At 34.7% G+C, this 26,702-nt stretch carries 15 protein-coding genes; all 15 read left to right on the top strand.

What is annotated here, in order from left to right:
• Positions 1 to 4 precede the first annotated feature (4 nt).
• The 15 genes from nagB to Q4Q40_RS10130 all read left to right on the top strand — a co-directional run bounded on the left by nagB (position 5) and on the right by Q4Q40_RS10130 (position 26,697).
• A complete protein-coding gene (gene nagB / locus Q4Q40_RS10200) occupies positions 5 to 1,933 on the top strand; it encodes a glucosamine-6-phosphate deaminase (protein WP_303301696.1) in 1,929 nt (642 codons plus the stop codon).
• 996 nt (positions 1,934 to 2,929) lie between these two features.
• A complete protein-coding gene (locus tag Q4Q40_RS10195) occupies positions 2,930 to 5,185 on the top strand; it encodes a GH92 family glycosyl hydrolase (RefSeq protein WP_303301695.1) in 2,256 nt (751 codons plus the stop codon).
• Positions 5,185 to 7,062 (top strand): sodium:solute symporter family protein, encoded by a 1,878-nt coding sequence (locus Q4Q40_RS10190; protein WP_303301694.1) that lies wholly within the window; start codon positions 5,185 to 5,187, stop codon positions 7,060 to 7,062. The genes Q4Q40_RS10195 and Q4Q40_RS10190 overlap by 1 nt, the downstream gene beginning before the upstream one ends.
• 8 nt (positions 7,063 to 7,070) lie before the next feature.
• Positions 7,071 to 8,036 carry a glycoside hydrolase family 130 protein gene (locus Q4Q40_RS10185; protein ID WP_303301968.1) on the top strand — a complete coding sequence of 322 codons (966 nt, stop codon included), beginning with the start codon at positions 7,071 to 7,073 and terminating at the stop codon, positions 8,034 to 8,036.
• Positions 8,037 to 8,047: 11 nt separating this feature from the next.
• Complete coding sequence (locus Q4Q40_RS10180; RefSeq protein ID WP_303301693.1) at positions 8,048 to 9,130, top strand: carbohydrate-binding family 9-like protein; 1,083 nt, start codon at positions 8,048 to 8,050, stop codon at positions 9,128 to 9,130.
• 9 nt (positions 9,131 to 9,139) lie between these two features.
• Positions 9,140 to 10,246 (top strand): family 10 glycosylhydrolase, encoded by a 1,107-nt coding sequence (locus tag Q4Q40_RS10175; RefSeq protein WP_303301692.1) that lies wholly within the window; start codon positions 9,140 to 9,142, stop codon positions 10,244 to 10,246.
• 4 nt (positions 10,247 to 10,250) lie between these two features.
• The gene (locus tag Q4Q40_RS10170) at positions 10,251 to 11,261 is read left to right on the top strand and encodes an isoaspartyl peptidase/L-asparaginase family protein (RefSeq protein WP_303301691.1); all 1,011 of its coding nucleotides are present in this window, start codon (positions 10,251 to 10,253) and stop codon (positions 11,259 to 11,261) included.
• A gap of 4 nt (positions 11,262 to 11,265) precedes the next feature.
• Positions 11,266 to 13,512, top strand: a complete 2,247-nt coding sequence (locus Q4Q40_RS10165; protein WP_303301690.1) for a GH92 family glycosyl hydrolase — start codon at positions 11,266 to 11,268, stop codon at positions 13,510 to 13,512.
• A 22-nt stretch (positions 13,513 to 13,534) separates the two neighbouring features.
• On the top strand, positions 13,535 to 15,142 hold the full coding sequence (locus tag Q4Q40_RS10160; protein WP_303301689.1) for a sulfatase family protein: 1,608 nt from the start codon (positions 13,535 to 13,537) through the stop codon (positions 15,140 to 15,142).
• Between the two features lie 82 nt (positions 15,143 to 15,224).
• Positions 15,225 to 16,745 (top strand): sulfatase family protein, encoded by a 1,521-nt coding sequence (locus tag Q4Q40_RS10155; protein ID WP_303301688.1) that lies wholly within the window; start codon positions 15,225 to 15,227, stop codon positions 16,743 to 16,745.
• Between the two features lie 114 nt (positions 16,746 to 16,859).
• On the top strand, positions 16,860 to 18,410 hold the full coding sequence (locus Q4Q40_RS10150; protein WP_303301687.1) for an alpha-L-fucosidase: 1,551 nt from the start codon (positions 16,860 to 16,862) through the stop codon (positions 18,408 to 18,410).
• Between the two features lie 36 nt (positions 18,411 to 18,446).
• Positions 18,447 to 21,038, top strand: a complete 2,592-nt coding sequence (locus Q4Q40_RS10145) for a glycoside hydrolase family 3 C-terminal domain-containing protein (protein ID WP_303301686.1) — start codon at positions 18,447 to 18,449, stop codon at positions 21,036 to 21,038.
• An 18-nt stretch (positions 21,039 to 21,056) separates the two neighbouring features.
• Entirely contained in the window at positions 21,057 to 22,652 is a 1,596-nt protein-coding gene (locus Q4Q40_RS10140; protein ID WP_303301685.1) for a sulfatase family protein, read from the top strand.
• Between the two features lie 304 nt (positions 22,653 to 22,956).
• Positions 22,957 to 25,320 carry a glycoside hydrolase family 95 protein gene (locus Q4Q40_RS10135; protein WP_303301684.1) on the top strand — a complete coding sequence of 788 codons (2,364 nt, stop codon included), beginning with the start codon at positions 22,957 to 22,959 and terminating at the stop codon, positions 25,318 to 25,320.
• A gap of 6 nt (positions 25,321 to 25,326) precedes the next feature.
• Positions 25,327 to 26,697, top strand: a complete 1,371-nt coding sequence (locus tag Q4Q40_RS10130) for a sulfatase family protein (protein WP_303301683.1) — start codon at positions 25,327 to 25,329, stop codon at positions 26,695 to 26,697.
• Positions 26,698 to 26,702 lie beyond the last annotated feature (5 nt).

The raw sequence follows: 26,702 nt of genomic DNA, 5'->3' as shown, positions 1-26,702 counted from the left end.
CGCCATGTTACAGAGTAGTATAGACAAATCTACAGATTTTGAAAAAAGGTTTGAAAACGTAGGAACCATTGTTTTTGAAAACTCCACTAGCGCTTCCAAAGCAGTAGCTAAAGAAATAGCAGATTTAATAAAGGTAAAACAAGCCCAAAAACAACCCTGTATATTAGGTTTAGCCACAGGTTCCTCCCCTAAAGGTTTATATGCCGAATTAGTACGCTTACATAAAGAAGAAGGATTGAGTTTTAAAAATGTGATAGCCTTCAATCTAGATGAATACTACCCTATGGAACCCGATTCTATAAATAGTTATGTGCGTTTTATGAAAGAATTACTCTTTAACCACGTAGATATATTGCCAGAGAACTACCATATTCCAGATGGCACCTTATCCAAAGATGCTATTTCAGAATATTGCAGTCAATACGAATCAAAAATAGAAGCTTACGGCGGTATCGATTTACAAATATTAGGTATTGGAGGCAATGGTCATATAGGATTTAACGAATCAGGCTCCTTACAAAACTCAAAAACCCGATTAGTAGCATTAGACCATATAACCAGAGTTGCCGCCAGTGGTGATTTTTCAGGTTTAAACAACACACCAAGAACAGCCATTACTTTAGGAGTCAAAAAGATAATGGAAGCCAAAAGAGTGATCCTTATGGCTTGGGGCGAAAGCAAATCCCATATAACAAAAGAATCCGTTGAAGGCACCGTAACCAACCTGGTACCCGCCTCGTTTTTACAAGAACATAATAACGCCACCTTTGTATTAGACAAAGAAGCATCCTCAAAACTAACCCGTATAAATACACCTTGGTTAGTCGAAAAAATTACCTGGACAGACAAACTTATAAGAAAAGCAGTATTAGGCTTAGCACTTCATTTAAAAAAACCTATTCTAATGCTCACCGATGCCGATTATATAGAAAACGGTATGAGTGATTTATTGGCAGATTCAGGTCCAGCTTACGATATAAACATTAAAATATTCAACAAACTACAAAATACGATTACAGGATGGCCAGGAGGCAAGCCCAATGCCGATGATGCTAAACGCCCAGAGCGTGCCGAACCCGCAAAAAAACGCGTGCTTATTTTTAGTCCGCACCCAGATGATGATATCATAAGTATGGGAGGCACATTTAAACGCTTACATGAACAAGGACACGAAGTGCACATAGGATACCAAACCTCAGGAAACATAGCCGTAGCAGATGATGAAGCCTTGCGTTTCGCTAGTTTTGTATGCGATTATAATGCCAAATTTGGAATAGAAAGCGCAGAAGCAGAAACGATCTACAAAAAAGCAGAAACATTTCTTAAAAACAAAAAAGCCAGCGAAATAGATATTCCAGAAGTTCGCTATATCAAAGGATTAATTAGAAAAGGAGAAGCCCAATCTACCTCTTATTTTATTGGTATTCCAGATGCCCAGATTCATTTTATGGAACTGCCTTTTTATGAAACAGGGGCTATAGAGAAAAAGCCTTTAGGTGAAGAAGATATCGAAATAACGATGAATCTTATTGAGCAAATCAAACCACATCAAATATATGCAGCTGGTGATTTGGCAGACCCCCATGGGACACACAAAGTATGCTTAGATGCCGTTTTTGAAGCCGTAAAACAACTAAAACCTAAAAAGTTTATGAAAGACTGTTGGGTTTGGTTGTACAGAGGCGCATGGCAAGAATGGGGCATTGATGAGATAGAAATGGCTGTTCCTATGGGGCCTGACCAAGTATTAGAAAAGCGAAAAGGTATTTTCAAGCATCAATCTCAAAAAGATGGTGTGGTATTCCAGGGAACAGATAGCAGAGAGTTTTGGCAGCGAGCAGAAGACAGAAACAGAGAAACAGCCCATTTATACCATGAATTAGGCTTGTCTCACTACGCCGCTATGGAAGCGTTTGTGAGGTGGGAATATTAGAAGTTATTTTAGTTTGTTAATCGAGTTGATTAGTTTAGTTGGGACTACTAAGTGGTGTTTTTTGTAGTTGTTTAACATCACAGTAGTCCGCTAACTAAACCTATTTCAAAAAAAATAGTTTCTTAGTGTTAAAAGCAGGTATATTCTAAGATACCTGCACAACGCAGTAAGTTCCTTTAAGCAGTATTGGCTTAGACAAAGAAACCTTAATTGTGCCGTAAGATCTTTAGAGATTAATTATAAAGATTCTTTAGTCGTAAGCTTCGCTTATATCTTCAAACAAAATATATTTTGTTTTCGATAGCCTATTATTGATGTTTTTTTTATAAATACCTAATTTTCAATCGTTTGTAATTCAGAGCATTCCGGCAATTGTCGGAGTCGAAGAATCTTTATTATTAATTTCTATAGATTCTTCAGTCGTACCTCCTTCTGAATGATACGAACCTTTTGCAAACATAAGATGATACCCCAATTACGTCATTTCATACGCTAGTTAAAATTTTTAACACAGATCTTAGACTGACGTTTTAGCCTTAATTTAATGACATTGAACGGCAGACAGGTTTGTTACTTTTCTTTGGACGAGAAAAAGAAATCGAAGATTCATGAACTCCTATTTTTATCAAATAAGATTTGTGAACTAAAAGTAAATAATAAAATATACCTCTTCTTTAAAAAAAGAATGTGGGTACACCGTAGCTTTGCCAGTAGGTAGACTAATTCCGCTTTTTAGTGGATCTAGGTTTAATGCCTTTTACTTTTATTTTAGTGCTTTCATGAATTTCGTCCCATTTAAGGAATAATGATAGTAAAATAGATGGGTCAAAAAATGACATGATGTTTTAAATATATTCAATAAAGAGGACTATTTTAAAAATTGATTTCAAACTTTTTTTTTGATGTTTAGCTGTGTTAATGCGTTGTCCGTCTAAATTACTTTTAATAATTGTTAAATTTATTAATTTTTATATAGTCAAATCGATAAACCATTTTATGAAGAATACTACCCTTCTTTTTTTGTCCGTAATTTTTATTATTAGTTGTAATAAAAACGTTGAGAAAAAAAAGACTAAACCAGAACGGTTAATTAGTTATGTAGACCCTTTTATAGGTACAGGCGGTCACGGACATACATACCCAGGAGCAACAGTGCCATTTGGGATGCTTCAAGTTAGTCCTGTAAATGGTATAAGCAGTTGGGATTGGTGTTCGGGTTATCATTACTCAGATTCAATTGCTATTGGTTTTAGCCATTTAAGTTTGAGTGGAACTGGTATTGGAGATTTAGCCGATGTGTTATTTATGCCAATAAACAAAGCGGTAGATTTATCTAAAATGCCTAAGTCTCGCGATTCACTAACTTATAAATCATCATACAGCCATGCAAATGAAAAAGCGAGTCCAGGATACTATCAAGTCTTTCTTAATGATCATAATGTAAATGTAGAGTTAACAACATCGTTGCGTACTGCGTTTCATAAATACACTTTTAAAGATGGTGATAAGCAATCTGTTATTGTTGATTTAGGTTTTGGCATCAATTGGGATAAAGCCACAAATACATCTATAAAAATTGAAGATGATTACACTATAATTGGCCATCGTTTTAGCACAGGTTGGGCAAAAAACCAAAAAGTGTTTTTTGTTGCAAAATTTTCAAAACCAATAACTAAAAATAATTTGGTTTCAGATGAAAAAAATGTTGAAAAAATTGATGAACATACTATAAAATCTGCGGCGCAATTCTTTTTTAATGAGAACGAGGGCAGCCAATTGTTAGTAAAAGTGGCATTATCTTCTGTAAGCGTAGAAAATGCTAAAGAAAATTTAGATAAAGAAGGTTTTGATTTTGAAGCTGTAAAAGCACAATCAGAAAGCACATGGAATCAAGCATTGTCTAAAATTAAAGTAGAAACGCCCATTGATTCTTTAAAAACCATTTTTTACACCGCTATGTACCATGCGCAATTGGCACCAGTTACTTTCAGTGATAAAAACGGGCAATTCAGAAAAGAAAATGATAGCATAGTAACTGCCGAAAATTACACCGCATATTCAACATTATCGTTGTGGGATACATTCAGAGCAGAACATCCATTATTAACGTTATTAGCTCCAGATAAAGTGGCCGATATAACAAACACCATGCTGGCATATTACGAAACCAAAAACATATTACCTGTTTGGACGCTTTATGGAAATGAAACCAATACGATGACGGGCTATCATTCCATTCCTGTAATTGTAGAAGCTTATTTAAAGGGTATTAAAGGCTTTGATGCTGAAAAAGCTTATGAAGCCATGAAAGCTACCATGATGCAAAACGAACGTGGGCTAAACCATTATAAAAAATACGGTTACATTCCTTATAATTTGTTAGATGAATCGGTTACTATTACATTAGAATATGCTTATGATGATTGGTGTGTGGCGCAAATGGCAAAAGCACTGGGGAAAGAAGAAGATTATAAATTCTTTTTAAACAGATCCAAAGCATATCAACATTTATTCGATGCCGAAACAGGTTTTATGCGTGGTAAATCTGAAGATGGCGCATCGTGGCATGAGCCTTTTGATGCTAAATATTCTAACCATAGAGAACATACCGATTACACCGAAGGCAATGCATGGCAGCATAGTTGGTTTGTACCACATGATGTTGAAAACATAGCTTCCTTACATGGAGGTAATGAAATTTTCACAAACCGATTGGAGCAATTATTTACCGAGAGCTCAGAAATTACTGGAGATAACACATCTGCTGATATTTCTGGTTTAATCGGGCAGTATGCACACGGTAATGAACCAAGTCACCATATAGCCTATATGTTTAACCGTGCTAATAAACCATGGCGCACACAATATTGGGCGAGACATATTTTAGACACACAATACAATACAACACCTAATGGTTTAAGTGGTAATGAAGATTGTGGGCAAATGAGTGCATGGTATGCATTAAGCTCTATCGGTTTATATGCTATGAATCCAGCTTCAACCGAATACGAAATAGGAAGTCCCATTTTCGAGAAAACGACTATGAATGTTTCAAAAGAAAAAACATTCACCATTGAAGCTGAACATGTTTCAAATAAAAATATTTACATACAATCTGCAACACTTAACAAAAAGGTATTCAACCAAACTACAATTTCGCATAAACAAATATTAAATGGAGGAACACTTCATTTTGTTATGGGAGACACACCCAATAAAAACTGGGGTATTACTAAAAACATACACCAATAATGGATACTATAGACGTTTTAATAATAATATTTTATATTGTATTAACGCTAGGTGTTGGTATATGGGTTTCAAAACGTGCTTCAAAAGGATTAACCTCTTATTTTCTTGGAGGAAAAACAATTAAATGGTACTATCTAGGATTAAGTAACGGGTCTGGAATGTTTGATGTTTCTGGAACAGCGTGGATGGTTGGTGTCCTGTTTTTATATGGAGCTAAGAGCTTTATGTTTATGTGGCTGTGGCCTGTTTGGAATCAGATTTTCATCATGATTTTTTTAGCAGCTTGGATTAGGCGTTCAAACATTATGACTGGGTCGGAATGGATTTTAACACGTTTTGGAGATGGTAAAGCTGGTAGAGCCTCACATCTTATAGTCGCTATTTTTGCTATAGTAGCAGCGATAGGTTGGATTGCTTATTTTTTTGAAGGTGTAGGTAAGTTTATGACTATTATTTTACCTTGGGATATGTCAATCATTTTTAATGAAAGCATTCTTTTAACATCAGATCAAAGCTATGCATTATTAATTATATTTTTAACAACAATCTATACCATTAAAGGCGGTATGTTTTCGGTTGTGGCTACAGAAGTATTGCAATATGGTATTATGGTGATTGCAGGAGTTTTAGTTGCCATTTATGCTTTTGTTACAGTAACTGATGTTGAAATAAGTAATGTTATTTCAGCAGAATGGGCTAGTATTTTCTTTAGAAGCGAACTCGAAGGTTCATGGACGGGCAAGTACGAAGCATTTAATAATCTAATAGATACTCAGGGTTATAAAATGTTTGGAGCTCTTATAGGAATGTCTCTTTTTAAAGGGTTTTTTGCAAGTATTGCTGGTCCGACACCTGGCTTTGATATGCAGCGTATTTTATCGACTAGAACGGTAAAAGAAGCAGCATATATGAGTGGATTTACAAACTTAATTTTATTCATTCCGCGTTACTTGCTTATTGGAGGGATAGTAGTTCTTGGCTTAGTGTTTTTAGCTCCAGAAATGGCGCTATCGGGTCAATTATGTTTAGGGGATTTAGAAATTATTTTGCCTAAAATTATCAATTTCCATATCCCTGTAGGAATAAAGGGATTATTGCTTGCGGGGCTTTTAGCGGCATTTATGTCTACATTTTCAGCCTTTGTAAATTCGGCTCCTGCATATATAGTAAATGACATTTATAAAAAATATTTTAAACCAAAAGCTTTAGATAAACATTATATAAAAGTGAGTCATATTGCATCGTTCTCAGTAGTTACTTTAGGGGTGATTATGGGCTTCTTTGCAGATTCAATTAATTCATTAACCCTTTGGATTACAAGTGCCCTCTATGGAGGTTATGTCGCTGCTAATTTTTTAAAATGGATCTGGTGGCGTTTTAATGGTTGGGGGTATTTCTGGGGTATGACTTCAGGGTTGATTATTGCCACCTTGCAATTTTTGTTAGACCAGAATAAAGCGAATTTTGATATAGATACTAATTTGTATTTTTTAGCTCAAATTCCAGCTATTTATGTTTTTCCTGTTATTTTTACAGTTTCATTATTAGGGTCGTTTTTAGGGACACTTTTAACACCTGCAACCAACATGAATACATTAAAAGAGTTCTATTTTAATATCCGTCCATGGGGGTTTTGGAGTCCAGTTTATAAAGCCCTTAAAATTGAAAACAATACCATTACCAAAAACACCGATTTTGTAGGAGATATGTTAAATTGTGTTATTGGGATTATTTGGCAATCCAGTATGATTCTATTGCCAATATATTTTATGATTAGAGATTATCCAAAAACATTAATAACCTTATTCGTGTTTTTAATAACATCAATTATATTAAAATTCACATGGTTAGATAAAGTTAAAAAATATAAAGATTAAGAATGAAAATAAATGCTATGCCATGGCAAGACAAGCCAGAAAACTGTAACGATGTTATGTGGCGTTATTCTCAAAATCCTATTATAGATAGGTATGCCATACCAACATCTAATAGTGTTTTTAATAGTGCGGTTGTGCCTTTTAAAGATGGTTTTGCAGGTGTTTTTAGATGCGATAATAAAGCAGTGCAGATGAATATCTTCGCTGGTTTTAGTAAAGGTGGCATTAACTGGGATATTGAACACGAACCCATTAAAATGAAAGCAGGAAATACCAATATGATTGATTCTGAATATAAATACGACCCACGCGTTGTGTTTATAGAAGATCGTTTTTGGGTGACTTGGTGTAATGGCTATAACGGACCAACTATAGGTATTGGTTATACTTTTGATTTTAAGGAATTCTTTCAGTGCGAAAATGCCTTTTTACCGTTTAATAGAAATGGGGTCTTATTTCCAAAAAAAATAAATGGCAAATACGCTATGTTGAGCCGACCAAGTGATAATGGTCATACACCATTTGGAGACATATATATAAGCTACAGCCCAGATATGAAGTATTGGGGAGAACACCGATGCGTTATGAAGGCCTCTAAATTTCAAGACAGTGCCTGGCAATGTACAAAAGTGGGAGCAGGGCCAATTCCAATACTTACAGATGAAGGTTGGCTGATGTTGTATCACGGTGTTATTAACACTTGCAATGGATTTAGATATGCTATGGGAGCCGCTATTTTAGATGAAAACAAACCTGAAGAACTAAAATACAGAACGCAACCTTATATCTTAGGACCCGCAGAAACTTACGAACAAATTGGCGATGTACCAAATGTGGTATTTCCATGTGCCGCTTTACATGATATAAAAGAAGATAAATTAGCCGTATATTATGGTGCCGCCGATACTGTAGTAGCATTGGCTTTTGGGCGCATTAGTGAAATTGTTAGCTTTACAAAAAACAATAGTTTATAATAACTCAATAGATGGATTTTTTAGGTAAATATTTATGGTTTATCTTAATAGGTGTTTCTTCTGTAGCCTGCGCTCAGACTACAGAGGAGATAGAAGAAATAGTGCCTAAAACGTATACGGCTTACAAAACATCACAAAAAATTAATATTGATGGCGAAGGTTTAGATGCCGCATGGCGCAACATGGCTTGGTCTGAACCTTTTACAGATATAGAAGGTGAAAAACAGCCAAAATATAAAACGCAAGTTAAAATGCTGTGGGATGACACGTATTATTACATTCTAGCAAAAATGGAAGCCCCGCATGTATGGGCTAATTTAACTAAAAGGGATACTATTATTTTTTATGATAATGATTTTGAGGTGTTTATTGAACCAGATGGTGATACCCATAATTATTACGAATTAGAAATTAATGCACTAAATACCGTTTGGGATTTATTCATTACAAAACCATACAGAAATAATAATGCAGTGTTAAACGATTGGAATATTACAGGATTAAAGTCTGCCGTAAAAGTTAACGGAACTATTAATAATCCTGAAGATAAAGACGAAGGTTGGACATTAGAAATAGCCATTCCTTGGGCTGTATACAAAACAGGTTATTTTCAAAAAAATGTGCCTACCGATACATATTGGAGAGTCAATTTCTCAAGAGTCAATTGGGATTTTCAGATAACCGACGGTAAATATGAAAGAAAAAGAGGTGCCAACGGTAAACTTTTACATGAATACAACTGGGTGTGGTCGCCAATGGGAGTCATTAATATGCACGAACCAGAAAAATGGGGTTATGTATATTTTTCATCAGAATCACCAAAGAAAGAAAACCATTTTAAAATTCCTGAAGACGAAAAAATAAAATGGGAATTGTATAAAATGTATAGAATTCAAAATGCAGAATTCAAAGCTCATAACAAATATTTTACTTCATTAGATAGCTTAACAAAATCAGATATCGTAGTTGAAGGGAAAATAGTAAAACCAAAATTAGAAAACCATAGCACAGGATTCAATTTATCAATTAAAAGCCCATTTACGAATAAGCTATTAATTGTTAAAGAAGATGGAAAATTTATATCAAAAAAATAATATATTCATATGAAATTAAAAATAGCATTTTTTAGCCTTTTACTAAGTTTGGTAGCGTGTAACAAGGCTACAAAACAGAATACCGTTGCAGAACTTAATAACGAGGAAGTAGAAAATACTACAAAATTTAAGTACTGGAACTGGATTACTGTTGGTCACAAAAAATCAGATTCGGCGTACACGGTACATTTCAATAAATTAAAAAGTAACGGGATTGATGCTGTTTTAATGAATACAGGTGCAGACCCTAAACTATTAAAAAGACTAACACCAATAGCTAAAAAAGCAGGATTGGAAGTACACGCCTGGATGTTTACAACCAACAGACCAGGAGATTCAATTGCTTTACAACACCCAGATTGGTACATGGTAAGCCGTAGCGGAAAATCTTGTTTTGATGAGCGCCCGTATGTAGGGTATTACCAATGGTTATCCCCAAGTCATCCCGAAGCCAGAAAACATATTTTAAGTTTAGTAGAAGGTTTAGCTAAAGTTGAAGGTGTTGCAAGTGTGCATTTAGATTATATCCGTTACCCCGATGTGTATTTGCCAATAGGTTTATTGCCAAAGTACAATTTAAAGCAAGAAGAAGAATTACCAGATTACGATTTCGATTATTCTGATGCCAGCATAGAGAAGTTTATGAAAATTCATCATAAAGACCCTCGAAAAATGGAAAATCCAGCCATAGATATAGAATGGAAAAACTTCCGTTTAAACGAAATTAAATCTTTAGTTGACGAAGCATACGACGTGGTGCATAAACATGATAAAAAATTAAGTGCAGCCGTATTTCCTTATCCAGAAATGTCAGACCACATGGTACGCCAACGTTGGGATAAATGGAAAGTAGACATGGTATTACCTATGATTTATTATAATTTTTATAATGAAGAATTAGATTGGATTGGTTACGCTACAAAGCAAGGTATACAAGATTTAGAAGAAAAACAAACAGAATTACACACAGGATTATACACTCCTAAATTGAGTAATCCTGATTTAAAAGAAGCCATTCAACTAGCAAAAGATAATGGCGCAAAAGGAGTTGCCTTTTTTGATGATTATACACTAACAGAAGAACAATTTGAAATTATAAAAGCTTCAAAAAAATAAAGATATGTCAAGCAGAAGACGTTTTATAAAAAAAGCTGCTATAGGAACAGTTGGGATTACTACAACCTTTAGTTGTGGAGGATCTGCAACGAACAAAGATGATGTAACTAAAAATACAAAGCCTCAAAAAAAACCATTGATTATATCTACGTGGCGACATGGTTTAGCGGCTAATGATGAAGCTTGGAAACAATTAAAAAATAATAAATCTGCCTTAGATGCTATTGTTGCAGGAGTAGGTATTCCCGAAGCAGACCCAGAAGTAAGAAGCGTAGGTTATGGTGGTTTACCCGACAGAGAAGGAAAGGTAACACTAGACGCCTGTATCATGGATAAAAATAGCGATTGTGGTTCGGTGTCCTTTTTACAAAGCATTAAGCATCCTATTGCCGTTGCCAAAAAAGTACTTACTAACACACCACATGTTATGCTATCAGGTAAAGGTGCTTTACAGTTTGCTTTATCCGAAGGTTTTGAAGAAGAAAATTTACTTACAGAAAAATCTAAGATAGCTTGGAAGAAATGGTTAGAAGATTCAAAATATAAACCCGTTATCAATATCGAAAATCACGACACTATTAGCATGCTGGTTTTAGATGAAGAAGGTCATTTGTCTGGCGGGTGTACCACGAGTGGTGCCGCATGGAAAATGCATGGTAGAGTGGGAGATTCTCCTATTATTGGAGCAGGTCTTTTTTTAGATAATGAAGTAGGAGCAGCTGCAGCAACAGGTTTAGGTGAAGCAGTTATTAGAACAGCTGGTAGTGCGATGGTGGTTGAATTAATGCGTCAAGGAAAATCCCCTTTAGAAGCTTGTAAAGAAATTGTAGAACGCATTTACAATAAGCATAAAAACCATAAGGATATGGAATATCTTCAAGTCGGTTTTATTGCGGTTAACAAGTCTGGAGAACATGCAGGTTATAGTATAAGACCAGGTTTTAACTATGCTGTTTGCGACGACATAGATGGAAACAGAATGGAGTCTGCAACCTCTAAAATAACTAAAAAATAATTAAATGTATAGAACACTTTTTTTGTTTTTAACTTTGTTTAGTTTGAGTATGTCATCCGTAGTATCTCAAGAGTATGCTACGTATGTAAACCCTTTTATTGGAACGTCAAATTACGGCGCTACGTTTCCAGGTCCCATTACACCTAGAGGCATGGCAAGTATTACACCTTTTAATGTAGCAGGCAAACAAAACAAGCTAGAAAAAGATAGCAGATGGCATTCTACCCCTTACGTAAATGAAAACACCTTTTTAACGGGTTTTAGTCAAGTGAATTTAAGTGGTGTTGGTTGCCCAGATTTAGGCGTAATATTAGTAATGCCAACAACAGGAGAAGTTGAAACCAATCATTTAAAATATGGCACGACCTATTCCAACGAAATTGCTAAAGCAGGCTATTACAGCAATACATTAGATAAATACCAAGTTAAAACCGAATTTACAGCATCCAAACGTGTTGGAGTAAGTAAATTTACGTTCCCAAAAGGGCAGTCAAACATCCTTTTAAATTTAGGTTTAGGCTTAACTAATGAAGAAGGGGCCATGGTACAAATTATTTCTCCTACCGAAATTGAAGGCATGCGTAGCGTTGGTTCTTTTTGCTATAACAGTCCAGAAGATGCTTATCCTGTTTATTTTGTAGCTAAATTTTCTAAACCTGCAGATAAATTTGGAGCATGGAAAAAACCAAGAACCTATGAGGGCGAAGAGGCCAAATGGATGACTTACAATGGTAAAACCCGAATAATGGAGCAAACGACTAAAATGGTTGTTGGCGATAGTATCGGTTCATATTTTTCATATCATTTTGATAAAGAAGAAACTATTGAAGTCAAAATTGGAGTTTCGTATGTAAGTATCAAAAATGCAAGAGAAAATTTAGAAACAGAAACGGCAAACAAATCTTTTGATGCTATCTATAAAGACACGTTTAACGAATGGAATACACTACTTTCTAGAGTAAAAGTAAAAGGAGGTACAGAAGAAGATAAAATTAATTTTTATACAGCATTATATCATACCTTAATTCATCCGAATACCTTAAACGATAGTAATGGTGATTATCCTGAAATTAAAACAGGGAAAACAGGCCATACTTCGGGGACGCGATATACCGTATTTTCATTGTGGGATACCTATAGAAATCTACACCAATTAATGTCTTTAGTATATCCCGAGCAACAATCCGATATGGTAAAAAACATGTTGTCAATGTACGATGAAAACGGTTGGTTACCTAAATGGGAATTGAATTCAACCGAAACCTTTACAATGGTTGGAGACCCTGCAGGCATTGTTATAGCAGACACGTATTTAAAAGGCATACAAGATTTTGACGTGCAAAAAGCTTACAAAGCGATGCTAAAAAGCGCGAACCAATTAGATAACAATCCACTACGTCCTGGTTTAAAAAACTATCTAGAAAAAGGATATTTAACAACTGATGATGGTGGTTCGGTATCAACCACGCAAGAATACAATGCTTCAGACTATGCTATTGCCGTATTAGCAAAAAAACTGGGAAAGAAAAACGATTATAAAACCTATAAAAAACGATCTATTTCATACAGGAAATTATTCGATAAGAGTTTTAAATTATTAAGACCAAGAAATTCAGATGGGTCTTTCTATAAACCATTTGATCCATTGGCAGGCGCTAATTTTACTAAAAGCGTTGGCTTTATAGAGGGTAATGCCTGGCAATATGCATTCATGGCGCCACATGATATTAACGGACTTATAAAGTTAATGGGCGGTGATAAAAGTTTTGTAAAACAATTACAAAAAGTTTTTGACGACAATCAATTTGATATGGCTAACGAGCCAGACATTGCGTATCCTTTTCTTTTCAATTATGTAAAAGGAGAAGCATGGAGAAGTCAAAAGTTGGTTAGAGAATTATCCAATCAATATTTTCAAAACAAACCTGCTGGATTACCAGGAAATGACGATACTGGAACTATGTCTGCTTGGTTAGTATATGCTATGATGGGGATTTACCCAGCGTCTATTGGAGATAATGTGTACCAAATTACAAGTCCTGTTTTTGATGCTATTGAAATTCAATTAGATAATAAATATTACTCAGGAAAAACCCTGAAAATTACAACGAAAAACAATTCTAAAGAAAATAGATATATACAATCGATTAAGCTCAATAACAAAACATTAAATAGATATTATGTAACGCATGAAGAGCTAGTTAACGGGGCTGTTTTAGAATTAGAAATGGGAAATCAACCCAAAAAATAAAAGACTATTAAAATTTATATTGATGAAAATAAACTTGAACCAAATTGGCATACTTACATGTTTCGCTTTAACACTTTTAGGGTGTAAAGAATCGAAAAAACAAATAAGTGAGGAAAAAAACCAAAGGCCAAACATCATTTTTATAATGAGTGATGACCATGCCTACCAAGCTATTAGCGCTTATGGATATGGCTTAAATAACACGCCAAACATAGATAGAATTGCTAATGAAGGCGCTATTTTTAATAAAGGTTTTGTTACAAACTCTATTTGTGCACCAAGTAGAGCTGTGATGCTAACTGGGAAGCACAGTTTTGTAAACGGTAAAGTAGATAATATCAGTCCGTTTAACTGGGATCAAGACAATTTTGCAAAAACACTACAAAAATCGGGTTACCAAACTGCATTAATTGGTAAAATTCATTTAGATGGCTTGCCACAAGGTTTCGATTATTCCAATGTATTACCTGGGCAAGGTCAGTATTATTCTCCAGAATTCATTGAGAATGGTGTAAAGAAGACACTACCTGGCTACGTAACAAATGTAACTACAGATATTGCTTTAAACTGGTTAGAAAACAAGAGAGAAAAAGATAAGCCTTTTTTAATGCTATACCATCAAAAAGCACCACACAGAACTTGGATGCCTGAAGAAAAATATTTAACACTATTCGACGATAAAACATTCGATCCACCAGCAAATTTCTTCGACGATTACGAAGGAAGACCTGCTGCTGCTGCTCACGAAATGGGAATCTTCAAAGACATGGATCTTGTGTATGATCTAAAAATGTTAGACAAAGAAGAAGAAATTCAAACCAAATATAGAAATGTTTTTCAAGGTCGTTATAACAGAATGACCGACGATCAAAAAGCAGCTTGGGATGCTTATTACGACCCTATCATTGCCGACTTTAAATCTAAAAAACTAAAAGGTAAAGAACTCGCACTTTGGAAGTATAACCGATATATGCATGATTACCTAAGAACCATTCAATCTGTAGATGATGGCGTTGGAGAAGTTTTAGATTATTTAAAAGAAAACGGATTAGAAAAAAATACAATTGTTGTCTACACATCAGACCAAGGCTTTTATTTAGGAGAACACGGTTGGTTTGATAAGCGTTTTATGTACGAGGAATCTTTTAGAACGCCAATTTTAATTAAATATCCAAAAGAAATAAAAGCAGGTACGGTTGTTGATGGTCTTGTGCAGAATTTAGATTTCGCACCAACATTTTTAGATTATGCTGGAGTAGAAATTCCTAAAGAGATACAAGGAGAATCTTTTAGAAAATTAGTGAATGGTGAAGTAAGCGAATGGCGACATGCTATTTATTATACATATTATGAATTTCCAGGCGAACACCATGTAAAACGTCATTACGGAGTAAGAACAGATCGCTATAAATTAATACATTTTTATTATGATGTTGACCAATGGGAGTTATACGATTTAGAAAAAGATCCATCAGAAATGAGCAATGTTTATAACGATCCCGCTTATGCAAGTGTAAAAGCAGATATGCATAAACAATTAGAAAACATGAGAACTAAATATGGCGATAGCGATGCGCTTAATGCATCAAGCCTAGAGCACTATTTAACAGCAAAAAAAATAGACCATTAATAAAGAATCAACTGAAATTTTAAAGAAAGTTGATAAAATATTAGTTAAAGAAGAATAAGATTATTTTATAAAAAGACTGAAGATGATTAACAAAAATATATATTATTGTTTTGCTTTTATTGCTTTATTAGCTACAGGATGCAAGGAAACTAAACCTGAAAAAAAAGTAGTTCAAAAGCCTAACATACTCTTCTTGTTTACAGACGACCAACGTGGAGGAACCATAGAAGCAATGAACAAGTATGATGTGAAAACGACCAATATGGATAAGTTGGTTCAAAACGGGACATCATTTACAAACTCCTATATTTTAGGAGCTACAACTGCGGCAGTTTGTTCTCCAAGTAGAGCCATGTTAATGACGGGGCGTCATTATTTTAATATAGAACCCAATGTTTATGCACAATTTGCATTTCCAAAAGAAGAAAAAGGAAAAAGTAATTTATTAACGTTTCCAGAATATTTTAAAGCAAACGGTTATGAGACTTTTGCAACAGGGAAACAACATAATGGAGCCATTTGGTTAGAACGAGGTTTTAAACAAATTAAGTCTGCTTTTTTAGGCGGAATGACCACCCATTTTGGAACCAAAGTAAAAGATTATACACCCGAGACTGGTTGGTCGGATGCCTATCAAAATAAAGAAAAATTTAGTAGCGAAGTATTTGCCGATGCCGCAGTAAGTTTTTTAGATACCTATAAAAAAGAAGAACCTTTCTTAATGTATGTAGCATTTACAGCACCACACGATCCACGTACAGCACCACAAGAGTTTCATGATATGTATCCTTCTGAAAATATCGTATTGCCAGATAATTTTATGCCAGAACATCCTTTTGAAATTGCAGACGATAAAATTAGAGATGAAGTATTAGCTCCTTTCCCAAGAACAGAAGCTATAGTTAAAAAAGAAATCTCAGATTACTATGCCATGATAACGGCTACCGATACACAAATTGGTAGAATTTTAAAGGCTTTAGAAGCTTCTGGTCAAGCAGAAAATACGATAATAGTTTTTGCAGGTGACAACGGATTGGCACTAGGACAACATGGCTTACTAGGCAAACAAAATGTTTATGAGCACAGTGTAAATATCCCATTAATTTTTTGCGGTCCCAATATTCCTAAAAACAAAAAAAATAATGCTTTAGCTTACTTGCATGACGTATTCCCAACATTGTGTGGCTTAACAGGGCTTGAAATTCCTGAATCTGTTGAAACTAAAGATTTAACCCCTGTAATTAAGGGCGAAAAAGAAAGCGTAAGAAACAGCATGCACTATGCTTATAACTCATGGCCAGGAGACCTTTTGAATAAAAACAGGAAACATAATCCTGGAGGGGGGCACCGCGCTGTTCGAAAAGATAATTACAAACTTATTGTAAGTGCAAAACACGATGTGTTTACATATTCATTATTCGATTTAAAAAAAGATCCTTGGGAACTTAATAATTTAGTTGAAGATGAAGCTTATAACGATATTAAGAAAGGTTTAATTGCAGAGTTAGAAAAACTAATCACCGAAACAGGCGATCCTGCTCGATTAGATAAGAAAGAATTTGGACTGTTTGATAACCTTGAAGCTTTTAATTTTAAAAAATAATATATAATGATTTTTATTTTCTCAGGTAAGAATAACCTAAAATTTAGTCTTAAAAAAAGAGATATTGTCAACTTGTTTTTTGTTGGCATTTTATGCCTTTTTAGCACTAACACTATGATTGCCCAAGAAAAAGAATTGTCATGGGAAGCACTAGCAGACCAATACGAATGCCCAGAATGGTTTAGAGATGCGAAGTTTGGTATTTGGTTTCATTGGGGACCACAAAGTCAACCAGAGCAAGGTGGTGGTTGGTATGCAAGACATATGTATATGAAAGATGTGGGGCGTCAGAAGTTCGGAAAAATGGCTAATCCATATCATATACAAACTTATGGACACCCTTCAGAATTTGGGTTTAAAGATGTCATTAATTTATGGAAAGCAGAAAAATTTGATGCAGAAGCATTAATTAAATTTTCAAAAAAAAATGGCGCAAAATATATTGTAGCCTTAGCAAACCATCATGATCATTTTGATTTGTTTGACTCTTCACACCACCCATGGAATTCGGTTAATATAGGTCCGAAAAGAGATATTATAGGCGAATTTGCCAAAGCGACTAGAAATGAGAATTTAAAATTTGGAGTTACCAGTCATGACGATCGTTTTTTAAACTGGTGGAAACCTGCATTTGGGGCTGATGAAGAAGGAATCTATAAAGGAGTTTCTTACGATGCTCGTTTAACTAAAGAAGATGGAAAAGGAAAATGGTGGGAAGGTTTAGATCCTAAAGATTTATATGGCCCTGCTCCAGAAGATCGTACCCCAGAAGTTATTGAGGCAATTAAAAAGAACTGGCAAAAACGTCATATTGAATTGGTAAATAAATACAAGCCAGATTTATTATACAACGATGGTTTTAATTTTTCCTATGGCAAATACGGACAAGAGGTAGCTCGTAAATTATATAACAACAGCTATAATAAAAATGGTTTTGTTAATGCAGTAATGCTATTAAAAAGGGAAGAAAAAGGAACCGTTAACGAAGTGGAATCGGGAGGAAGTAATACGCTTAGAGCAGAACCTTGGCAATCGGAAATTACTTTTACAGATTGGTTTTATAAAAAAGACCGACACCTAACCCATAATGCCAGAACCATTTTAGAAATGCTTATTGAAGCAGTAAGTAAAAACGGAAACTTATTACTTAATATAGAATTACACCCAGATGGAACCATTCCTGCAGAGCAAGAAGTTATTATAAACACTGTAGGCGATTGGTTAAAAATAAATGGTGAAGCCATATATGAAACGCGACCATGGAAAGTTTATGGAGATGGTAAAAGTGTACGTGGAGAGCGTGAAATAACGAGCCATGGGGAAATAAGAAATGCAGGAGATGATATTGCTAAAAAAACAAAAAAAGGAGAACATTACAACCAGCGAACAACAGCTTCACAACCATTTGCAAGCGATGAGGTTCGATTTACCACAAAAGGAAACACATTTTACATTATTGTTATGAATCCTGCTAAAGGTGAGTTTCTAATCCCAACATTAGGTCTTGATAACGAAATGAATCCTGGTAAATTAAAAAAACTATATCGATTAGATACAGGTGATAAAGTAACATTTACACAAACCAAGACAGGTACAACAGTAACAATTCCAGTAATTAATGGAAGAAGTTACCCTATAGTTTTAAAAACACAGTTTAAAAATTAACATGAAAAAAAGATGTTAAAACAAAAACAAATAGCAATGAAATCAAGTAATTTACTGTTAACTTTTATGCTTTTAATTGTTAGTTTAAGTTATTCTCAAGATGCTCAATTCCCTTTTGAAAATCACAAACTTTCTACAGAAGAACGCGTAAATGATTTAGTTTCTAGGATGACTTTGGAAGAAAAAGTAGGGCAAATGATGAATGATGCACCTGCTATTCCTCGTCTTAAAATACCTGCTCATGAATATTGGAACGAATGTTTACATGGTGTAGCAAGAGCAGGAAAAGCAACCGTTTTTCCACAAGCTATTGGTTTAGCGGCGACATTTGATACCAATTTAATTTTTCGCTCTGCAACAGTAATTTCTGATGAAGCTCGTGCAAAACACCATGAAGCCTTACGTAATTCTTCGTTTAAGAGATATGAGGGATTAACGTATTGGACTCCAAATGTAAATATCTTTCGTGATCCACGTTGGGGACGCGGACAAGAAACATACGGAGAAGATCCTTATTTAACGTCACGTATGGGAGTTAATTTTGTAAAAGGTTTGCAAGGTGATGACCCTAAATATTTAAAATTAGTAGCAACGCCAAAACATTTTGCTGTACATAGCGGTCCAGAACCAGAAAGACACTTTTTTGATGCTACTACTACAGAGCGCGATTTATACGATACCTATTTGCCAGCTTTTGAAGCTACTGTAGTAGAAGGAAAAGCCTATTCCGTAATGGCTGCGTACAACAGATATATGGGGAAACCATGTTGTGCAAGTCATCAGTTATTAGATGATATTTTACGTAAAGACTGGGGATTTGAAGGCTATGTAGTTTCAGATTGTAATGCTATTCGCGATATTCATGATTATCATAATTACGTAGATTCTAAAGAAGAAGCTGCAGCTGTAGCTGTTAAAGCAGGATGCGATTTAAATTGCGGAAATAGATATTCCTATTTAACCAATGCCGTTAAAATTGGAGAAATTACGGAAAATGAAATTGATGTGTCTTTAAAAAGAATCTTTAACGCCCGATTTAAATTAGGCATGTTTGATCCCGCTGAGGTTGTTCCATATGCAAGTATTCCTATGAGTGTGGTAAGTTCTGAGAAACACAGAGAATTGGCTTTAGAAACAGCGCAAAAATCTATAGTGCTATTAAAGAACGAAAACAGCATATTGCCATTAAAAAAAGAGACACAATCCATAGCTGTTATAGGACCAAATGCTAATAATTTGGAAGTTCTTTTAGGAAATTATAACGGGTTTCCTTCACAATATTTTACACCATTAGAAGGTATTAAAAATAAAGTTTCAAAAAACACAAAAGTATATTATGAAGCTGGTACAGAACTAATAGCTAAAAGTTCAGTGATGTCTTTAGTTTCTGCTGAATTTCTAAGTTTTGAAAGCAGCTCAGGTTTACAAGCTAAGTATTACAATAATCACGATTTTTCAGGAACACCAGTTGTTACCAGAATAGAAGATGTGATTAATTCTAATTGGAATTCTAATCCAGTGGCGGGTTTAAACGAAGCAAAATTTGCCGTAGAATATACTGGAGCAATTAAAGTGAATGTTTCAGGTAAATATGAATTGGGACTTCAAGGCCACCACAAAGGATATACTTTAGAAATTGATGGCAAAGTAATTGTAGATAATACCGATCGCCCAAAAAGAAGAATTATAAAAGAATCTATTTATTTAGAAAAAGGAAAATCACATCAAGTAAAAATTAAATATTTCCACCAGGGGTATCCAGCTAAATTAAAATTTTTATGGGCTTCACCAGATAAAACATCATTTGAAAAAGCCATTGAGTTAGCAAAAAAGTCTGACGTGGTAGTTTTTGTAGGTGGTATTTCTCCTGGTGTAGAAGGAGAGCAAATGCCAGTGAATCAAAAAGGTTTTGATGGAGGAGACAAGACCAATATTAAGCTTCCAGAAATACAAACAGAACTGTTAAAAGCATTACACGAAACAGGAACTCCCGTGGTTTTGGTATTACTCAATGGAAGTGCTCTGGCGGTTAACTGGGAAAATGAAAACCTGGAAGCAATTCTAGAAGCATGGTATCCAGGAGAACTTGGAGGTAATGCCATTGCAAATGTTTTGTTTGGCGATTATAATCCTTCAGGAAGATTACCAGTAACGTTCTATAAATCTGTTAAGGAGTTATCACCTTTTGTAAATTATAGTATGAAAGGTAGAACGTATAGATACTATAAAGGAGATGCATTGTACCCTTTTGGATATGGATTAAGTTATACCAATTTTGAATACAAAAAATTAAAACTATCTAAGTCAAAAATGAGCACAACAGATTCTTGTAAAGCATCTGTTGTCGTTACTAATAATGGTAATTATACAGGCGACGAAGTGGTGCAACTGTATGTGAAAGATTTAGAAAGTTCAGAAATAAGACCTTTAAAAAGTTTAAGAGGAATAAAAAGAGTGTCTTTAAAACCTAAAGAGTCACGCACCATAAAATTTGATATAACTCCAGAAGATTTATCTTTTTTCGATACAGAAGAACATAAAAAAATAGTTGAACCTGGAGTTTTTGAGATTGGGATTGGTCCTGCATCAGATAATTATAAAACACTCAAGTTGCAAATAATAAAATAAACTTAAAAAATATTTAAAATGAAAAAAGTATTATGGCTATGCGGTTTAGTTATTTTTATTTCTTTTACTACAACGGGTTGCAAAAATAAAGTTGAAGAAAAAGTAGAAAAAAACACCCTGGAAAGACCTAATATTCTTTATATAATGTCAGATGACCATACCTCACAAGCATGGGGGATTTATGGAGGTATTTTAAAAGATTATGTACATACGCCAAACATACAACGGCTAGCAGAAGAAGGTATGGTATTAGACAATTGTTTGGTGTCTAATTCCATATGTACACCCAGTCGTGCAACTGTGCTTACAGGACAATATAGTCATGTTAATGGTGTAACGACTTTAGGAGCTGGCTTACCAACAAACCACCCAACTATAGCAGGTGTTATGCAAAGAGGCGGTTATCAAACATCTGTAATAGGAAAATGGCATATGAAGCAAGAACCTACTTCAGAATTCGATTATTACTGCGTATTGCCTGGTCAAGGACGCTATTGGGATCCTGTTTTAAAAACCAAAGAAAATTGGCAAGATTATGAAGATGGCGGTAAACCTTATAAAGGATTTAGTACAGATGTTATTGCAGATATGACGATTGATTGGATTGAAAACCGTGATAAATCTAAGCCGTTTATAACCATGTGTCATTTTAAAGCAACACACGAGCCGTTTGATTATCCAGAACGTTTTAGTCATTTATATAGAGATGAAGATATTCCAATTCCTGCTTCCTTTTATGATGATGGTGCAGAAACTACAGGACGTTCTTTTAAAGGGCAATCTGTAGATAATTTAAAGGAGCGTTATTTGTTAGCGTCTAAAGACCCTGATAATGTGCCAGGTTATATGAAGTATCCAGAATTACCACTTTCTGTTGATGGCTTAACGCATAAAGAAGCGCGTTATAAAACATATCAAAAATATGTGAAGGATTTTATGCGTTGTGGTGCAGCAATAGACGATAATATAGGTAAGCTTCTGGATTATCTTGAAAAATCTGGACTAGCAGAAAATACCATTGTAATCTACACGGCAGATCAAGGTTACTTTCTAGGAGAACATGGTTGGTTCGATAAGCGCTTAATTTATGAAGAATCTATACACATGCCTTTTGTAATTCGATATCCAAAAGAAATACCTGCTGGCAAGCGTAATTCCGATTTAATAGAGAATGTCGATTTCTCAGCACTTTTTGCAGACTATGCAGGTTTAGACTATCCCGAAACAATGCAAGGACGTAGTTTTCGCGAAAACTTAAAAGGCAATACACCTAGCGATTGGCGTAAACACGGGTATTATCGCTATTGGGATCATTCTATAGACCGCCCAGGACATTTTGGAATTAGAGGAGCACGTTACAAACTAGCATTTTATTATGGTAACGGACTTAAAGAAAATGGCTATACAAAAGCAAACGCACCAAAAAAATATTGGGATTTCTTCGATTTAGAAAAAGACCCTAATGAAATACACAATGCATATAATGATGCCGAATATCAAGAGATTATAAAGGAAATGAAAGCAGAAATTTTAAAGCAACGTGACTTGCTTGGTGATACAGATCAGGATAATGAAGAAGTGCTGCAAATTATTGCAGATTATTGGGAAAGTTAAAAAATTAAATGTTTTAAAAACATTTAACTATTAATCTGTTTTTAGTACCATTGGTTTGCGCTCCTACTAGGGCAGCCTTAAAGACAGTTCGTTACACTCTAAAGAGAACATTAATAATATAATAAAACTGGAATTGATTAATAGCTATCCAGAAGAACTTAAAATTATTCTTGAGCTAAATCTTATACTACTTTATTAACTAAGTGAAGTTGTATATAGGCTCAAGAAAATTTTAGGTCATCATTATTAATCAAATAAAAGATTATAAACTAAGGGAACTATTAAAATTAATTGATACCGATAAATGAACAAATTCATAAAATTAATACAGAATACGGGAATGATTAATGAGCGGAGAAGCTTAAAACTACTTTTGGGATATATGCTGCTTTTCCTTTCATTAAGTTGTACAGAAGCCCAAAAAGAAGCCCAAGATCATTTTAAGTTATTTTACAATCAACCAGCCGAAAAATGGACAGAAGCCTTACCTATTGGTAATGGCAACCTGGGAGCCATGATTTTTGGCGGTGTACAACAAGAGCACATTCAATTTAATGAAGAAACGCTTTGGAGAGGGCAACCACACGATTATTCAAATAAAGGTGCTGGCAAATATTTATCAGAAATAAGAACACTGCTCACAGCAGGAAAACAAAGAGAAGCTCAAAATTTGGCAACAAAAGAGTTTATGAGCAACCCTTTAAGACAAGTACACTATCAACCATTTGCAGATATCTATATTGATTTTCCTGGGCATGAAAACTTTACAGATTATTCTAGAAGCCTTAATTTAGATAGCGCTATTAGCGAAGTCTCATACAAAGTAGGAGATGTAACCTATAATCGTCAGGCATTTTCGAGCCATCCAGATAAGGTTATCGTTGTCAATCTATCAGCAAGCCAATCAAAAGCGTTGCATTTTAATTTATTTTTAGATGCCCTTCATGAAGATAAAACCCTTAAAACCGATAACGATTCGCAAACCATCGTAGTAAAAGTAAAAGACGGTGTGTTATGGGGAGTAGCCACCATAAAAATAGAAACAGATGGAAAAGTAGCCATTTTAAACGGTCAATTGCAAATAAATGAGGCTTCTAAAGCAACCCTTTATTTATCGGCAGCAACAAACTATAAAAATTTCAAAGACGTATCGGGAGAACCAAATGTAATAGTTGCTGAAACACTAAAAAACATAGAAAATAAAAGCTATGATAAAGTAAAAGAAACGCATATTAAAGATTATCAATCCTTATATAGTCGTTTCAGCATAGATTTTGGAGATAACGGAAAATCAGAATTAGTAACCAACCAAAGAGTTTATGATTTCTGGAAAAACCCAGACGACCCACAATTATTGGCGTTATACATACAATACGCGCGTTATTTAACAATAGCTTCAAGTCGTCCGGGAACCAAACCCGGAACTCTTCAAGGTATTTGGAACCATAAAATAAAACCACCATGGTTTAGTAGTTATACCACCAATATCAATTTAGAAATGAATTATTGGGCGGTTGAAATGACGAATTTAAGCGAATGTCATGAACCATTATTCGATTTTATTGAAGACGTTTCAAAAACAGGAAAAATAGTAGCAAAAGAGCATTACAATGCAGACGGATGGATTATGCATCATAACGTTGATATCTGGCGAGGCGCAGCCCCAGTAAATGCATCTAACCATGGTATTTGGCTAGGAGGTGGCGGATGGTTGTGTACGCATATTTGGGAACACTACCTCTTTACACAAGACAAAGCATTTTTAAAAGAAAAATACCCATTACTTAGAGATGCAGCATTGTTTTATTCTCAGTTTTTATACAAAGATCCCAATACAGGTTACTTGATAAGTACGCCATCAAATTCACCCGAAATAGGAGGTTTGGTTGCAGGACCAACGATGGATCACCAAATTATAAGAGCATTATTCAATATTACAATAGAAGCGTCTCAGGTTTTAGGCGAAGATGCGGAATTTGCAGAAAAGTTAAAAATCATGGTGCCACAAATAGCTCCAAACCAAATTGGGCAACATGGACAATTACAAGAATGGTTAGAAGATAAAGACAATCCAGAAGTTAAACATAGACATGTATCGCATTTGTGGGCTGTTCATCCCTGGAACGAAATTAATTATGAAGATACGCCAGACTTAATGAAAGCTGCTAAACAATCTTTAGAGTATAGAGGCGATAAAGGTACAGGTTGGAGCTTAGCCTGGAAAATAAACTTTTGGTCTCGATTTAGAGATGGAGATAGAGCTTATAAATTAGTCCATATGTTATTGAGTCCAGCAGAAATACCAGAACGTAAGATTAGAGGCGGTTCATACCCAAATTTATTTGATGCACACCCGCCGTTTCAAATAGATGGGAATTTTGGTGGCGCAGCAGGTATGGTAGAAATGCTCATTCAAAGTCATTTAGATAAAATAGAACTATTGCCAGCATTACCTGGTGCACTTCCAAAAGGAAGCATTTCAGGAGTATGTGCAAGAGGCGGTTTTGAACTTAGTTTCACTTGGGAAAACGCAGCGTTAACAAGTGTTGAAGTTTTATCAAAAAGTGGCGGTACATGTACATTAGTTTATAAAGATAAACGTGTTGAATTTGATACAGCAAAAGGGGAAACATATCAATTTGATAGTGAGTTAAAGGCAAAAGAATAAAGCAGTATGAATAAATTATTAGTAATAATAATATTTGTTTTTTTTAATTGGAATGTTTCAGTTAAAGCACAAAACAGGACTTCTAAACCTAACATCATTATTGTTTTTACAGACGATCAAGGGTATCAAGATGTAGGTGTATATGGTTCGCCATTAATAAGTACGCCTAATCTAGATACCATGGCAGCAAACGGAATACGCTTTACAGATTTCTATTCAGCATCATCTGTATGTTCACCATCAAGAGCAGCTTTATTAACAGGATCATATCCACCAAGAGTAGGTGTGCCTAAGGTATTATGGCCAAATTTAGACGGAGGTTTGTCAAATCAAGAATTGACAATTGCAGACATGTTAAAAACTAAAAACTATGCAACAGCTTGCGTCGGGAAATGGCATCTTGGAGATCAGCCTCAATATTTACCAACAACACAAGGGTTCGATTACTATTATGGCATCCCTTTTAGTAACGATATGTCGGTTAATCCAAAATCTAAAGTTTCAGAAAATATTATTTTTAGAGAAGGCATGACTATAGATAGTCTTCGTCAAGAAAAATGGCGAGGAAGAAGAGTCCCTTTAATGAAACAAGATGAAGTTATAGAATATCCTGTAGATCAAACAACATTAACACAGCGCTATACTTCAGAAGCCGTTAATTTTATTACAGAAAACAAAGACGCTCCCTTCTTTTTATACTTGGCACACAACATGCCTCACATTCCACTTTATGCTTCAGGAGATTTTAAAGGAAAAAGTAAACGTGGTTTATATGGTGATGTTATTGAAGAAATAGATTGGAGCGTTGGTAAAATTTTAAAGACTTTAGAAACCTTAGGTATTGATGATAATACGCTGGTTATTTATACGTCTGATAATGGTCCATGGAATTTAAAAGATGGAAATGGAGGCAGTGCTTTACCACTGCGAGGGTTCAAATTTCAAACTTACGAAGGAGGCATGCGTGTTCCTATGATAGCCCAATGGAAAGGAGAAATAGAAGCAGGTAGTGTTTGTAAAGAAGTGGCATCAACCATCGATTTTCTACCAACCATAGCACATGTAACAGATAGTGAAATGTCTGACAAACCTATAGACGGGAAAAATATCTGGAAGTTATTATTAGGTAAAAAATCTAAATCACCATATAAAAAAGAAGGGTTTTATTATTATAAAGAATCAACTTTAGAAGCAGTAAGATATGGCGATTGGAAGCTGCGCATAGTAGAAGATAAAGTAGAACTTTACAATCTTGTAAGCGATATTTCAGAAAAAAATAATGTTGCAGAAAACAATCCGAAAATAGTAAAAAAGTTACGAAAGAAAATAAATGCTTTCGATAAAGATTTAAAGCAAAATAAACATCAATTTAATTAATAAGA

Source organism: Flavivirga jejuensis (assembly GCF_030540765.1).
Classification (GTDB): Bacteria; Bacteroidota; Bacteroidia; order Flavobacteriales; family Flavobacteriaceae; genus Flavivirga; species Flavivirga jejuensis.
This window is presented reverse-complemented; position numbering and strand designations above follow the sequence as displayed.

Bases quoted from the DNA above. Each gene is read 5' to 3' on its own strand.
- Q4Q40_RS10195 (WP_303301695.1), top strand. From the start codon at position 2,930: ATGAAGAATACTACCCTTCTTTTTTTGTCCGTAATTTTTATTATTAGT.
- Q4Q40_RS10130 (WP_303301683.1), top strand. From the start codon at position 25,327: ATGAATAAATTATTAGTAATAATAATATTTGTTTTTTTTAATTGGAAT.
- Q4Q40_RS10165 (WP_303301690.1), top strand. From the start codon at position 11,266: ATGTATAGAACACTTTTTTTGTTTTTAACTTTGTTTAGTTTGAGTATG.
- Q4Q40_RS10160 (WP_303301689.1), top strand. From the start codon at position 13,535: ATGAAAATAAACTTGAACCAAATTGGCATACTTACATGTTTCGCTTTA.
- Q4Q40_RS10155 (WP_303301688.1), top strand. From the start codon at position 15,225: ATGATTAACAAAAATATATATTATTGTTTTGCTTTTATTGCTTTATTA.
- Q4Q40_RS10180 (WP_303301693.1), top strand. From the start codon at position 8,048: ATGGATTTTTTAGGTAAATATTTATGGTTTATCTTAATAGGTGTTTCT.
- Q4Q40_RS10175 (WP_303301692.1), top strand. From the start codon at position 9,140: ATGAAATTAAAAATAGCATTTTTTAGCCTTTTACTAAGTTTGGTAGCG.
- Q4Q40_RS10190 (WP_303301694.1), top strand. From the start codon at position 5,185: ATGGATACTATAGACGTTTTAATAATAATATTTTATATTGTATTAACG.
- Q4Q40_RS10140 (WP_303301685.1), top strand. From the start codon at position 21,057: ATGAAAAAAGTATTATGGCTATGCGGTTTAGTTATTTTTATTTCTTTT.
- Q4Q40_RS10170 (WP_303301691.1), top strand. From the start codon at position 10,251: ATGTCAAGCAGAAGACGTTTTATAAAAAAAGCTGCTATAGGAACAGTT.
- Q4Q40_RS10145 (WP_303301686.1), top strand. From the start codon at position 18,447: ATGAAATCAAGTAATTTACTGTTAACTTTTATGCTTTTAATTGTTAGT.
- Q4Q40_RS10135 (WP_303301684.1), top strand. From the start codon at position 22,957: ATGAACAAATTCATAAAATTAATACAGAATACGGGAATGATTAATGAG.
- Q4Q40_RS10150 (WP_303301687.1), top strand. From the start codon at position 16,860: ATGATTGCCCAAGAAAAAGAATTGTCATGGGAAGCACTAGCAGACCAA.
- nagB (WP_303301696.1), top strand. From the start codon at position 5: ATGTTACAGAGTAGTATAGACAAATCTACAGATTTTGAAAAAAGGTTT.